The sequence below is a fragment of the Kitasatospora sp. NPDC004723 genome (genome assembly GCF_040609255.1).
In the GTDB taxonomy this organism is placed as follows: domain Bacteria; phylum Actinomycetota; class Actinomycetes; order Streptomycetales; family Streptomycetaceae; genus Kitasatospora.
The window spans coordinates 116758-129791 of record NZ_JBEXJT010000007.1 but is presented as its reverse complement, the minus strand read 5'-3'; the positions used below and the strand labels follow the sequence as shown (position 1 = coordinate 129791).

11 protein-coding genes are annotated in these 13034 nt (G+C 75.1%); 7 read left to right on the top strand and 4 right to left on the bottom strand.

Annotated features, from left to right (window positions below; genetic code table 11):
* Nucleotides 1-127: 127 nt before the first annotated feature.
* The 4 genes from ABZW10_RS11475 to ABZW10_RS11460 all read right to left on the bottom strand — a co-directional run bounded on the left by ABZW10_RS11475 (nucleotide 128) and on the right by ABZW10_RS11460 (nucleotide 4133).
* A complete protein-coding gene (locus tag ABZW10_RS11475) occupies nucleotides 128-1237 on the bottom strand; it encodes a hypothetical protein (protein ID WP_355362850.1) in 1110 nt (369 codons plus the stop codon).
* Nucleotides 1238-1682: 445 nt separating this feature from the next.
* Complete coding sequence (locus ABZW10_RS11470) at nucleotides 1683-2135, bottom strand: hypothetical protein (RefSeq protein WP_355362848.1); 453 nt, start codon at nucleotides 2133-2135, stop codon at nucleotides 1683-1685.
* Entirely contained in the window at nucleotides 2132-2869 is a 738-nt protein-coding gene (locus ABZW10_RS11465; RefSeq protein ID WP_355362846.1) for a cupin domain-containing protein, read from the bottom strand. The genes ABZW10_RS11470 and ABZW10_RS11465 overlap by 4 nt, the downstream gene beginning before the upstream one ends.
* A complete protein-coding gene (locus ABZW10_RS11460) occupies nucleotides 2862-4133 on the bottom strand; it encodes a sedoheptulose 7-phosphate cyclase (RefSeq protein ID WP_355362844.1) in 1272 nt (423 codons plus the stop codon). The genes ABZW10_RS11465 and ABZW10_RS11460 overlap by 8 nt, the downstream gene beginning before the upstream one ends.
* Before the next feature lie 341 nt (nucleotides 4134-4474).
* On the opposite strand from ABZW10_RS11460, the gene ABZW10_RS11455 reads away from it, so the two are divergent.
* The 7 genes from ABZW10_RS11455 to ABZW10_RS11425 all read left to right on the top strand — a co-directional run bounded on the left by ABZW10_RS11455 (nucleotide 4475) and on the right by ABZW10_RS11425 (nucleotide 12966).
* The gene (locus tag ABZW10_RS11455; protein ID WP_355362842.1) at nucleotides 4475-5851 is read left to right on the top strand and encodes a phosphoribosyltransferase family protein; all 1377 of its coding nucleotides are present in this window, start codon (nucleotides 4475-4477) and stop codon (nucleotides 5849-5851) included.
* A 333-nt stretch (nucleotides 5852-6184) separates the two neighbouring features.
* Nucleotides 6185-7399: a 4-hydroxyphenylpyruvate dioxygenase gene (hppD, locus tag ABZW10_RS11450; RefSeq protein WP_355362840.1), complete on the top strand. Its 1215-nt coding sequence runs from the start codon at nucleotides 6185-6187 to the stop codon at nucleotides 7397-7399.
* Nucleotides 7400-7500: 101 nt separating this feature from the next.
* The gene (locus ABZW10_RS11445) at nucleotides 7501-8700 is read left to right on the top strand and encodes a cupin domain-containing protein (RefSeq protein ID WP_355362838.1); all 1200 of its coding nucleotides are present in this window, start codon (nucleotides 7501-7503) and stop codon (nucleotides 8698-8700) included.
* The gene (locus ABZW10_RS11440; protein WP_355362837.1) at nucleotides 8697-9569 is read left to right on the top strand and encodes a hypothetical protein; all 873 of its coding nucleotides are present in this window, start codon (nucleotides 8697-8699) and stop codon (nucleotides 9567-9569) included. The genes ABZW10_RS11445 and ABZW10_RS11440 overlap by 4 nt, the downstream gene beginning before the upstream one ends.
* Nucleotides 9566-10786, top strand: coding sequence for a fumarylacetoacetase (gene fahA / locus ABZW10_RS11435; protein WP_355362835.1), 1221 nt, complete (start codon nucleotides 9566-9568; stop codon nucleotides 10784-10786). Before ABZW10_RS11440 ends, fahA begins: the two co-directional genes overlap by 4 nt.
* Before the next feature lie 241 nt (nucleotides 10787-11027).
* Nucleotides 11028-12068, top strand: a complete 1041-nt coding sequence (locus ABZW10_RS11430; protein WP_355362833.1) for an enoyl-CoA hydratase/isomerase family protein — start codon at nucleotides 11028-11030, stop codon at nucleotides 12066-12068.
* A 118-nt stretch (nucleotides 12069-12186) separates the two neighbouring features.
* Nucleotides 12187-12966 (top strand): enoyl-CoA hydratase, encoded by a 780-nt coding sequence (locus ABZW10_RS11425; protein WP_355362831.1) that lies wholly within the window; start codon nucleotides 12187-12189, stop codon nucleotides 12964-12966.
* Nucleotides 12967-13034 lie beyond the last annotated feature (68 nt).

Here is a 13034-nt window from a genome sequence, read left to right as displayed (position 1 = left end):
CTGTTCCCGGCCTGCGCCCGGCCCGTTCCCGAGCCCTTCCCGAGCCGCGCCCGGCCCGTTCCCGAGCCCTTCCCGAGCCGCGCCCGGCCCGTTCCCGGGCACCGCCCGGGCCCGCGCCGCCCCGGCCTCACGCCCCGCCCGGGCCCGCCCCGGCGGGCACGGGCACGCGGGCCGGGACGGGGTCGGGACCGGCGCTCCGGCTGCGCGGCACGCCCGCCCCCGCCGGCTCGCCCAGGCCCTCCACGGCGGCCCTCAGCACCGCGCCGTCCACCGGGGTCAGCAGCCTGCCGTCGGCGCAGTACGGGCGGCCGAGGTCGGCCAGCAGCAGCAGCCCGGGCCGGGCCACGGCGACGAGCGCGGCGGTCAGCCGGTCGGCGTCGACGCCGTCGGGCAGGGTGGTCGCCGAGCCGTTGCGGGCCAGCAGTTCCCGGTGGGCCCAGCCGGTGGCGCCTGCCGCCAGGCCGAGCCGCGCCGCCACCCGGGCGGCGAGCAGCAGGCCCAGCGACTCGGCGTCGCCGGGCGCGAGGGCGGGGCCGGCGACGGACCGCACCGCGTCGGCGAGGCTCCGGCCGTAGCCGAGGGCCAGCGCGGGGCCGGTCTCGTCGGGGTCGAAGCAGACCAGGGCGGCCCGCGCGTCGGCGCACAGGGCGAGCAGGGCGGTGAGCGTGGCCGCGTCGTACCGGGCGCCGGGATGGAGGAGCGCGGCGAGCATCGGGTACTGGGCCGGGCAGACGGCGAGGACGTGGCGCACCACCGCGACCGTCCCGGCCCGCGTCCACTCGGCGGGCCGGGCGGCCAGTTGGTCGGCCCGGACCCAGACCAGCGCGGCCGGGACGGGCCGGTGCAGGGCCAGGGCCGGACCGCACGCGGCGGCCAGGTCGGTGGGTATCCGGACATCGGCCGGGAGTTCGCAGGCACGTTCGCCTCCGACGGCGACGACGACGGTTCCGTCACCGGCGCCGCCACCGGCGCTGTCAGCGGCCGTGGCGGTGGGCGGAAGCGGTCCGTCGCGCAGGTCGTGCACGGTGGTGGGCGCCAGGTCGGCGGCGAGCGCGCGGACCCGGGCCGCCGGTTCGGCGGGCCCCGTGCCATCGGTGACCACGACGAACCGCTCGGCCGCCAGTGCGTCGAGCCGTGCCCGGAGTTCGGCCCACGACGGCTCGCCGACGCGCACCGCCAGAAAGACTTGTGCGGGACCGGCCTGGATCCGCCGGTCGAGCCCGACAGTTCGACGCATGGCGGCCTCCTCCCGTCCGTGCTCAGGCCTCCACGCTGCGCCGCCCACCGCCCCGCCCACCTGAGCCCCCGGCCCCGACCGCGCCCCGCGCCCCCGCCCGGGCCGGGCCCGGGTAGGGCCGGACCCGTCCCGGGCGGCCCTACCCGGGCCGGGCTGCCGGAGACGGTCGCCCCGACGCTCGCACGCTGCCGGACCGGACGCGGGACCCTGCCGCGCCCCTTCGCGACGTGCCGGGCGCGGCCGGAGCTCCGGCGGGTGCACCGGTGTCCACAGCGCCGTGGCCCCCCGGGGGCCGTCGTACAGCCGCCGGAGCACCGCCCGGCGGCTGCCGCACCGGCTGATGGCCACCTCCGCGCCCGGGTGGCCGGCGGCACCCCGTCGACCGGCCCGGTGAACCGCAGGTCCGGCGGCGGAACGGCTCCCCGGCCGAGACCGCGTACAGCGGCTACCTCCGCCTCCCACCGAGCGGCACCGCCCCCGCCCCCGCCCCCATCCCTGCCCCCGTCGCGCTCCGCGCGAGCTCCGGGCGGCGTTCCGGCAGGGCGGCGCTCACCCGGTCCGGCAGGACGGTCAGGCAGAGCAGTTCCGCGCCGAGCGGGCCGCCGTGCAGATGGACGGATTCGCCGTGCGGCGCGAGCAGGAGGGTGCCGCGGTCGAGCAGGCGCAGCGGCTGGTCGGGGCAGTCGAGCAGGAGGACGGGGCCGCGCAGCACGTACCAGGCGGCCTCCGTAGCGTCGCGGCCGGTGAGGTCGTAGCAGGCACCGGGGCCGAGGCGGACGTGTTCGAAGGCCTCGCACTCGCTGTGCAGCATGCCCCGGCGGGCGAGGCAGCGGGTGCGGATCCGCTGGGTGCCGGGGCCGAGGAGCAGACGGGGCGCGGCCGTGCGGGTGACGATCATCGGGGCTCACCGCCCCGGGACGGCCCGGGCACGAGTTCCGCGTGCAGGTGGGCGAGCCCGCCGGGGCCGGCCACGAGGTCGAGGGCGGTGCCGAGCGGCAGGGTGACGGCCGTGCCGGGGCGCAGCGGCACCCGGACGTTCCCGGTGCCCGCCCGGCCGTGGCCGCCGATGACGAAGACCGTGTGCTCGACGCCCTCGGCGAGCAGGAACTCACGTTCTCCGGTGGCCAGTTCGACATGTCGCAGCAGGCGCAGCGGTCCGCCGATGACGGCGGACGGGTCGAGCGGGCCGGTGCGTCGCAGGTCGCGGACGACGGTACTGCCGACCGCACCGCCGACGCCGGCCCCGCCGCCGCCGTCGGCACCATCGCCGCCGCGCTCCGCCGGCAGTTCGATCACCAGCCATTCCAGCGGCCCGGCCCCGGTGTTGCGCAGGCCGTGCCGGGCGCCGACGGCCGTCAGCACGGCGTCGCCGGCGCGGACGGCGTGGCGGCGGCCGTCGAGGGTGACCTCGCCCTCCCCGGCGAGCAGCACGTACACCTCGCGGGTGCGGGTGTGGAGGTGCTCGCCGCTGATCCCGCCGGGCGGCACGCGCGCCCATTCGACGGCTTCCCAGTCCCCGGCGAGTCCGGCGCGGCGGGCGAGGCAGGTCCACTGGGTGACGCCGGCCGCCCCGTGCACGCCGTGCACGTCCGCCGGCGCGGTGGTGTCGGCGATCACGACGGCGCTACGCACGCGTTCCACTCCCCCGCAGCGCGGCCGCGGCTCCGGCCGTCGTCCAGGCGCGCAGCCGAGCTGCGGCATCGGCGAGTTCGGGTGCGTCGAGGTCGTCGACGAACACGCCCGCGCCGATTCCGCGGGGCAGCGGCAGCCGTTGCCGCCCGTCGCGGTGGCGGAGGGTGTCGGCGAGCGCCTCGCCGAGCGTGACGGGCTCCATCAGCGGGTGCCAGACCGGCAGTTCGAGTCGCCGCATCAGGCGCAGGACGCGTTCGGCCTGCCCGGAGTCGAGCAGGCCGCGGCGGCGGGCGACGACGGTGGTGAGCGCCATGTCGACGCAGACCGCCTCGCCGTGCAGGAGTTCGGGCAGCGCGCGCATCTCGACGGTCGGGCTGAAGGAGTGGCCGTAGTCCATGAGGCGTTCCAGGCGGTGCTCCCAGAGGTTGGGCTGGAGTTCCTGGAGCATGCCGTGGACGGCGCGGCCGAGGACGGCGGGACCGGCGCCCGGGGACTGGAAGCCGGTGTCGAGCAGGGTGCGGCCGTGCCGTTCCAGCAGGCGGAAGAGGCCCTCGTCCTTGATCAGCGCGACCTTGAGGATCTCGGCGAGCCCGTTGCCGATGTGGCGGCGTTCCAGGGTGGCGAGGAAGGCGGGGTCGAGCAGGGTGTCGACGGCGGGGTGGTAGCTGCCGAGGCGGTTCTTGTGGCGGCCGTGGTTGACGCCGGTCTTGGCTCCGACGCCCGCGTCGACGAGGCCGATCAGCGTGGTCGGGACCCGTACGAACGGCGTGGAGCGGCGGTAGAGGCTGCAGGCGAGGCCGACCACGTCGGTGAGGACGCCGCCGCCGATCGCGATCACGGGTTCGCCGCGCCGGGAGATCCCGAAGGAGTCCATCCGGTCGGCGACCTGGAAGACCGCGTCCATGGTCTTCACCTGTTCGTGGGCGAGCAGGACGTGCGTCTCGTGCTCGACGCCCTGGGCTTCGAGGTAGCGGCGCAGGCGGTGGCCGTGCAGTGCGTGGACGCGGGCGTCGACGACGACCAGCCGACGCCCCGGCGGGCCACCGGCCCGGGCGAGCGCCGGGTTGCCCGGGTCCAGCACGCCGGGGGTGAAGCGGACCCGGTAGCTGACGGGCAGGGCGGTGGCGACCGTCCAGCCGGTAGCGGGAGCACCGTTCACCGGGTCGCCGGTGGCGTGCAGGCCGGGGAGGTGGACGCCGGGGGTGGCGTCGGCGGCGGGGGTGGCGTCGGCGGCGGGGCGGTGCTGCGGGTGGGGGACGGACACGGGTCGGCTCCTTCGGCGGGACGGCGGCTGGGGCGGCCCGGCGGGTGAGGGAGGGTCCGCCGGGCCGGTGTGCACCACGCTGGCGCGCCCGCCGTCCCGGACGCACGGGCGGCCGGCCCCATCCGCGTCCCGGGCGCACCCGGGACCGACCCGGCACCGACCCGGCACCGGCTCGCGTCGGCCGCCCGCGCGCACGCCCCATGTACGCGCCCCGCGCGCGTGCCCCTCGCACACGAGCCCCCCCGTACGAGACCCCCATACGAGCCCCCACGCACGAGCCTCGCGCGCACGCTCCACCGGGCCGCCCCGGCGACGTACGGTGGAACACGGAGGCCGACACCATGCACGCCACCGCCACCCACTTCACCGACCGCACCGAAGCGGGCCGCCGACTGGCCGCCCTGCTGGGCCACCTGCGCGGCCCCGGCACCGTGGTGGTGGCCCTGCCGCGCGGCGGGGTCCCGGTGGCCGCCGAGGTGGCCGCCGCGCTCGGCGCGCCGCTGGACATCTGCGTGATCCGCAAGCTGGGCGTCCCGTACCAGCCGGAGCTGGGCATGGGGGCGATCGGCGAGGACGGGGTGCGGGTGATCAACGAGCACGTGCTGCGGCCCGCCGGGGTGACGCCGGAGCAACTGGCCGCCGTGGAGGCGCGCGAGCGGACCGAGCTGGAGCGCCGGGCGCACCGCTACCGGGGCGGCCGCCCTCCGGTCGACCTGCACGGGCGGACGGTGGTCGTGGTCGACGACGGCATCGCCACCGGCTCGACCGCCCGGGCGGCCTGCCTGATCGTGCGGGCGCGCGGCGCGGCGCGGGTGGTGCTCGCCGTGCCGGTGGCACCGCCGGACTGGACGCGGCGGCTGAGCGGCGTGGCCGACGAGCTGGTCAGCATCGGCACGCCGTCGCCGTTCTTCGCGATCGGCGAGTTCTACGCGGACTTCTCGCAGACCGAGGACGCCGAGGTGCTGCGCCATCTGGCCGCGGCCCGTTCCGGGGGGCCGGGCGAGGACGGGACGGCCGGACCCGCCGACGTCCCGGCGTCCGCCGACGTCCCGGCGTCCGACCGCGAGCTGACGCTGCCCGCCACCGGTGTGGGACTGACCGGCCGGCTGACCGTCCCGGCCGGCGCCCGCGGCATCGTGGTGTTCGCGCACGGCAGCGGCAGCGGTCGCCGCAGTCCGCGCAACCGCCACGTGGCCGAGGGCCTCAACCGCTCCGGGCTGGCCACCTTCCTGTTCGACCTGCTCACCGAGGACGAGGAGGAGGACCGCCGGAACGTCTTCGACGTCGACCTGTTGGGCGCCCGGCTGACCGACGTGGCCCGCGCGCTGCCCGCCGAACAGGCCCGCCCGGCCGGGGGGCCGTTCCTGCCGCTCGGCCTGTTCGGCGCGAGCACCGGGGCCGCCGCCGCGCTGTGGACGGCCGCCCGGCTCGGCGACGGCGTGGGCGCGGTGGTCTCCCGGGGCGGGCGGCCGGACCTCGCCGGGGCGGACGCGCTGGACGCCGTGCTCGCGCCGACGCTGCTGATCGTCGGCGGCCGGGACGGGGCGGTGATCGACCTGAACCGGCGGGCGCGCGAGCGGCTGCGCTGCGAGAGTGAGCTGGCGGTCGTCCCGCACGCCGGCCACCTGTTCGAGGAGCCCGGCACGCTGGACCGCGTCACCGAGCTGGCCCGCGACTGGTTCAACGCCCACCTCGCCCCGTGCGCGCGCCCCGCCTGACCGCGCCCGGCTCCGCCCCCACCCCTCTCACGACCGCCGAACCCACCCCTCGGACCACCGAACCCGCCCTGACCAGCGCACACGCCCGTTCGTGTCCGATACGCAGAACTCGTGAAACATCCCGAATCCACCATGCATTCTGCACAGCGTGACCAGCGATTTCCTGATCACCTTGTACACATTGAACAGTGAAAACCCGATCTGTTGCCCAACCCGCCCGACTGGAGCAAGCTCAGCGCTCAGCCGCCCGCATCCGCCCTCAGCCCAACCCCGCGGAGCGGCCGCCTCAAGCGGATGCCTCAATGCCGAGGCCTCAATGTGGAGGAACGACCGATGACCCCGCAGTCCCACGCCCTTGAGCTGACCCCCGAGGAGCGCGAGGCCGGTCTCGACGCCGAGCAGCTGCGCCGCCTCGTCGGCCTCGTCGAGCACGACCCCGCCACCGACCCGTTCCCGGTCACCGCGCAGGACGCCGTCGTGTTCGTGGTCGGCAACGCCACCCAGACGGCCCAGTTCTACCAGGCCGTCTTCGGCATGGAGCTGGTCGCCTACTCCGGCCCGGAGACCGGCCGCCGCGACCGCAAGGCCTTCGTGCTGCGCTCCGGCTCCTGCCGCTTCGTGATCAAGGGCGGCGTCTCCCCCGACAGCCCGCTGCTGGACCACCACCGCCGCCACGGCGACGGCGTCGTCGACCTGGCCCTGGAGGTCCCGGACGTCGACAAGTGCATCGCGCACGCCCGCGCCCAGGGCGCCACCGTCCTGGAGGAGCCGAACGACGTCTCCGACGAGAACGGCACCGTGCGCCGCGCCGCCATCGCCACCTACGGCGAGACCCGCCACACCCTGATCGACCGCTCCCGCTACACCGGCCCGTACCTGCCCGGCTACATCGCCGCGAAGAGCAGGGTGCAGCACCCGGAGGGCTCGCCGCGCCGCCTGTTCCAGGCCCTGGACCACGCGGTCGGCAACGTCGAGCTCGGCAGGATGGACGAGTGGGTCACCTTCTACAACAAGGTCATGGGCTTCGTGAACATGGCCGAGTTCGTGGGCGACGACATCGCCACCGACTACTCCGCGCTGATGTCCAAGGTCGTCGCCAGCGGCAACCACCGGGTGAAGTTCCCGCTCAACGAGCCGGCCGTCGCCAAGAAGAAGTCGCAGATCGACGAGTACCTGGAGTTCTACACCGGCGCGGGCTGCCAGCACATGGCGCTGGCCACCAACGACATCCTCACCACGGTCGACGTGCTGCGCTCGCGCGGCGTCGAGTTCCTGAACACCCCGGACTCGTACTACGACGACCCCGCGCTGCGCGAGCGGATCGGCAAGGTCCGGGTGCCGATCGAGGAGCTGAAGAGCCGCGGCATCCTGGTCGACCGCGACGAGGACGGCTACCTGCTGCAGATCTTCACCAAGCCGATCGGCGACCGTCCGACCGTCTTCTACGAGTTCATCGAGCGGCATGGCTCGCTCGGTTTCGGGAAGGGCAACTTCAAGGCGCTGTTCGAGGCCATCGAGCGCGAGCAGGAGCGCCGCGGCAACCTCTGAGGCCGCCCCGCCCCGGAGGCCGCCGGTCTCCGGGGCGCGCGGCCACCGCTGAAGCCGTAGGAAGCGCTGGGCCACAGGAAGGTCCGGGAGGAGCAGGGACGATGGCGTACTACCGGCAGCTGGGCAGCATCCCGCCCAAGCGGCACACGCAGCACCGCACACCCGAAGGCGGCCTGTACTACGAGGAGTTGATGGGCGAGGAGGGCTTCTCCTCGGACTCCTCGCTGCTCTACCACCGGGGCATCCCCTCGGCCGTCGTGAACGCCGTGCCGTGGGAGCTGCCCGACCAGTCGACGGTGCCCAACCACCCCCTGCTCCCCCGCCACCTCAAGCTGCACGAGCTGTTCGCCGGCCAGGAGTGGAAGTCCGCCGACGTCGTCGCCGGGCGCCGGCTCGTCCTCGGCAACGGCGACGTGCGGATCTCCTACGTCGCCGCCGGGGCGCCGAGCGAGCTGTACCGCAACGGGCTCGGCGACGAGTGCGTGTACGTGGAGTCCGGCTCCGCCGCCGTGGAGACGGTCTTCGGCACGCTGGAGGTCGGCCAGGGCGACTACGTGCTCATCCCCCGGGCGACCACCCACCGCTGGGTGCCCACCGGCGACGAGCCGCTGCGTGCCTACTGCATCGAGGCGAACAGCCACATCACCCCGGTCAAGCGCTACCTCTCCAAGTACGGCCAGCTGCTGGAGCACGCCCCGTACTGCGAGCGGGACCTGCGCGGCCCGTCCGGCCCGCTGCTGGTGGACGGCACCGACGTCGACGTGCTGGTCAAGCACCGCGGCCCGAACGGCATTTCGGGCACCCGGTACACCGTGCCGCACCACCCGTTCGACGTGGTCGGCTGGGACGGCTGCCTGTACCCGTACGCGTTCAACATCCGGGACTTCGAGCCGATCACCGGGCGGATCCACCAGCCGCCGCCGGCCCACCAGGTGTTCGAGGGCAACGGGTTCGTGATCTGCAACTTCGTTCCCCGCAAGGTGGACTACCACCCGCTGTCGATCCCGGTGCCGTACTACCACGCCAACGTGGACAGCGACGAGGTCATGTTCTACTGCGGCGGCGACTACGCGGCGCGCAAGGGCTCGGGCATCGGCCAGGGCTCGGTCTCGCTGCACCCGGGCGGCCACACCCACGGCCCGCAGCCGGGCGCGTACGAGCGGTCCATCGGCGTGGAGTTCTTCGACGAGCTCGCCGTCATGGTGGACACCTTCCGCCCCCTGGAGCTGGGCGAGGGCGGCCGTGCCTCCGAGGACGCCGGCTACGCCTGGACCTGGTCCGGTCGGGGGCCGCAGCAGTGAGCACCGCCCCCGTCCCCGCCGCCGCCTCCCCCGTCCCCCCGCTGTTCCAGGGGCTGTTCGACGACGCGGCGGTCTTCCCGCCCGGGAACCTGCCGGTCGCCGACGCGGTGCCCGCGCACCGCGCGCACCGCACCGCCTGGTACGCCGACGCGGTCGGCCCGCTGCTCTGCGGAGCGGGCCGGCTGGACGAGTTGGCGGCCGCGGCGCAGGGCCCCGGCCCCGTCCTCCGGGTCGGGCTGGTGCTGCCGGGGGGCAGCGCCGAGCTCGGCCCGGCCCTCGCCGCCGCCGCGCCCTTCGAGGTCGCCGGCGTCGAACTCGCCACCCGGGACGCCCGCGAGGCCGTCGCCGCACTCGACCTGCTGCTGCCGCCGGACGTGCCGGCCGCCGTCGAGCTGCCGCGCGAACTGCTGCGCGGCGACGGCCTGGACGAGGTGCTGGACGTGCTGGTCGACAGCCCGTACCGGGCCAAGTTCCGCACCGGCGGGGTGGTCGCCGGCGCCTTCCCGGACGAGCGGGAGCTGGCCGGCTTCCTCACCGGGTGCGCGCAGCGGGGCCTGCCCTACAAGTGCACCGCCGGGCTGCACCACGCCGTCCGGCACACCGACCCGGTGACCGGCTTCGAGCACCACGGCTTCCTGAACGTGCTGCTGGCCGCGCAGGAGACCGATCCGGCCGCGGCCGCCGAGGTGCTCGCCGAGCGCTCCGGCGAGGTGCTCGCCAAGGCCGTGCGCACCCTGAGCGACCGTCAGGTCACGGTGGTCCGCAACTCGTTCACCGCGTTCGGCACCTGTAGCATCGCCGAGCCCCTGGACGACCTGGCCGCCCTCGGCCTGCTGTCGTCCGACCCGACGCCCCAGGAGGACCGTTGACCACCCCCCGCAGCTGGCTCGCCCCCGCGAACGACTCGCCGTTCGGCGTGCACAACCTGCCGTACGGCGTCTTCACGGCCGGCGACCGGCCGGGGCGGCGACGGATCGGCGTGCGCGTCGGCGACTTCGTCCTGGACGCCGGCGCCGCCGCCCGCGCCGCCGGGGAACCGTCCGTGCTCCTCGACGCCGCTTCCCTCAACCCGCTGCTGGCCGCGGGCCGCCCGGTGTGGACCGAGGTGCGCGCCGCGCTCACCCGCTGGCTGACCGAGGAGTCCCACCGGGACGCCCTCACCCCGCTGCTGCTGCCGCTCGCCGAGGTCGAACTGCACCTGCCGTTCGAGGTCGCCGACTACGTCGACTTCTACGCCTCCGAGCACCACGCCACCAACCTGGGCCGGATCCTCCGCCCCGGCTCCGAGCCGCTCACCCCCAACTGGAAGCACCTGCCGATCGGCTACCACGGCCGCTCCGGCACCGTGGTGGTCTCCGGCACCCCGGTGGTCCGCCCGCACGGGCAGCGCAAGGCCCCGGCGGACGCCGTGCCGTCCTTCGGCCCGACCCGCCGGCTGGACATCGAGGCCGAGGTCGGCTTCGTCGTCGGCGCGCCCAGCACCATGGGCGAGCCCGTCACCCTGGACCGCTTCCGCGAGCACGTGTTCGGCGTCTGCCTGGTCAACGACTGGTCCGCGCGCGACATCCAGGGCTGGGAGTACGTGCCGCTCGGCCCGTTCCTCGGCAAGTCCTTCGCCACCTCCGTCTCCCCGTGGATCGTGCCGCTGGACGCCCTGGAGCACGCCCGGATCACCCCGCCGGCCCGCGACGTCGAGCCGCTCCCCTACCTCGACGACCGCGGCGGCGAGCCGTGGGGCCTGGACCTCGCGATGGAGATCCGCCTCAACGGCCACCCGGTCTCCCGCCCGCCGTTCGCCTCGATGTACTGGACGGCCGCCCAGCAGCTCACCCACATGACCGTCAACGGCGCCTCGCTGCGCACCGGCGACCTGTTCGCCTCCGGCACGGTCAGCGGCCCCGAGCCCGAGACCCGCGGCGCGCTCATCGAGCTCACCTGGAACGGCGAGAACCCGCTCAAGCTCCCGGACGGCTCGACCCGCGCCTTCCTGGAGAACGACGACGAGGTGACCATCACCGCCACCGCCCCCGGCCCCGACGGCACCGTCATCGGCTTCGGCGAGGTCACCGGCCGCATCGTCCCCTGAGCCCCGTGGGCCCCCATGGGCCCTCGCGGCCCTCGCACCACCTGATGCCCTCGCGGCACCCCTGAACCACTTTCCCCCGCCGGACGAAGGGCGGCCCCGGTCTCACCACCGGAGCCGCCCTTCGTGCTCTCCGGACACCGCCGCCCGGTGCTTGCGGCCGGGCCCGGGGCCGAAGGTACGGTGACGGCGAGGATCTTGACGACTTTCTCGGGCCGGTCGACGACGAACGGGAGTGGGGACGATGGGTGACGACGTGCGGGTGTGGCGGGACGGCGCGGTCGGGCGGATCGTGCTCGACCGGCCGCGGGCGCTCAACTCGTTGACGCACGGCATGGTCGTGGACGTGCGGGCCGCACTGGAGGAGTGGGCCGCGGACGACGCGGTGCGGGTGGTGGTGCTCACCGGAGCCGGGGAGCGCGGGCTCTGCGCGGGCGCGGACATCCGGGCGATACACGACGACGCCAAGGCGGGCGGGGCCGGCACGCGCGCGTTCTTCCGGGACGAGTACCGGCTGAACGCGCTGATCGCGCGCTACCCGAAGCCGTACGTCGCGGTGATGGACGGCATCACCATGGGCGGCGGCGTCGGGCTCTCCGCCCACGGGTCGGTGCGGATCGTCACCGAGCGTTCGGTGGTGGCCATGCCGGAGACCCGGATCGGCCTGGTGCCGGACGTCGGCGGCAGCCGTCTGCTGGCCCGCGCGCCCGGCGAGTTGGGCACCCACCTGGGGTTGACCGCCGCCTCGATGACCGCCGGGGACGCGCTGCTGTGCGGGTTCGCCGACCACTTCGTGCCGTCCGCGAGCCTGCCCGCCCTGCTGGCCGACCTCGCCGGCCTCACCGGTTCGCCGGCCGAGGTGGTGGCCCGGTACGCCGAACAGGCCCCGGCCGCGCCGCTCGCCGAGCAGCGCGGGTGGATCGACGCCTGCTACGCGGCCGACTCCGTGGAGGAGATCGTGGCCCGGCTGACGGCCGGCGGCGCCCCGGAGGCCAAGCAGGCCGCCGAGGAGCTGGCCGAGCGGTCGCCGACGATGCTCAAGGTCACGCTCGCCGCCCTGCGCCGGGCCCGGGCCCACGGCTCGCTGGAGGAGAGCCTGGTCCAGGAGTACCGGGTGTCCTGCGCCGCGCTCGCCCACCACGACCTGGTGGAGGGCATCCGCGCGCAGGTGGTCGACAAGGACCGCGACCCGCACTGGTCCCCGGCCGCGCTCGCCGGGGTCGACGAGCGGAGTGTGGCCGCCTTCTTCGAGCCCCCGACCGATGGTGACCTGCGCCTCGGCTGACCTGGGGCCGCCCGGTGAGCGGGTGACGACCGTCTCGCGGACCGAGACTGGCGCGAGGCGGGCCGCTTCGGAGATCGTTGGCTCGTCAGAGCGCGCAATCGAATGGGAGTCAACGGCGATGACCGAGACCTACGAGACGATCCTGGTGGACCGCAAGGGCCGGGTCGGCCTGATCACCCTCAACCGGCCGGAGGCGCTCAACGCGCTCAACACCCGGCTGATGAACGAGGTCGTGGCCGCGGCCACCGCGTTCGACCGGGACCCGGAGATCGGCTGTCTGGTGATCACCGGCTCGGCGAAGGCCTTCGCGGCGGGCGCCGACATCAAGGAGATGCAGGACAACCGGTTCCCGGACGTCTACCTGGACGACTGGCTGCGCCCGTGGGACCGCCTCGGCGAACTGCGCAAGCCGATCGTCGCGGCGGTGGCCGGCTTCGCGCTGGGCGGCGGCTGCGAGCTGGCGATGCTCTGCGACATCCTGATCGCCGCCGACACCGCGAGGTTCGGCCAGCCGGAGATCAAGCTCGGCGTCATCCCGGGCATCGGCGGCTCGCAGCGCCTCACCCGGGCGGTCGGCAAGGCGAAGGCGATGGAACTGTGCCTGACCGGCCGGATGATGGGCGCCGAGGAGGCCGAGCGCGCCGGCCTGGTCTCCCGCATCGTCCCCGCCGACGACCTGCTCGCCGAGGCCCTCGCCACCGCCGAGAAGGTCGCCGAGATGTCGACCTCGGCGGCGATCATGATGAAGGAGAGCGTCAACCGCGCCTTCGAGACCACCCTCGCCGAGGGCGTCCGCTTCGAGCGCCGCCTCTTCCACGCCGCCTTCGCCACCGCCGACCAGAAGGAGGGCATGGCGGCCTTCGCCGAGAAGCGCCCGGCGGTCTTCAACCACCGCTGACCCGGCTTGCCCGGAAGGCCCCTTCGTCCCGGACCGTCGGAGGACGAAGGGGCCTTCCTGGCTATGTC

What these genes read in the sequence shown, in the direction of transcription:
- ABZW10_RS11430 (WP_355362833.1), top strand. Translation starts at nt 11,028, where the DNA reads ATGGGTGACGACGTGCGGGTGTGGCGGGACGGCGCGGTCGGGCGGATC.
- hppD (WP_355362840.1), top strand. Translation starts at nt 6,185, where the DNA reads ATGACCCCGCAGTCCCACGCCCTTGAGCTGACCCCCGAGGAGCGCGAG.
- ABZW10_RS11455 (WP_355362842.1), top strand. Translation starts at nt 4,475, where the DNA reads ATGCACGCCACCGCCACCCACTTCACCGACCGCACCGAAGCGGGCCGC.
- ABZW10_RS11470 (WP_355362848.1), bottom strand. Translation starts at nt 2,135, where the DNA reads ATGATCGTCACCCGCACGGCCGCGCCCCGTCTGCTCCTCGGCCCCGGC.
- ABZW10_RS11445 (WP_355362838.1), top strand. Translation starts at nt 7,501, where the DNA reads ATGGCGTACTACCGGCAGCTGGGCAGCATCCCGCCCAAGCGGCACACG.
- ABZW10_RS11425 (WP_355362831.1), top strand. Translation starts at nt 12,187, where the DNA reads ATGACCGAGACCTACGAGACGATCCTGGTGGACCGCAAGGGCCGGGTC.
- ABZW10_RS11475 (WP_355362850.1), bottom strand. Translation starts at nt 1,237, where the DNA reads ATGCGTCGAACTGTCGGGCTCGACCGGCGGATCCAGGCCGGTCCCGCA.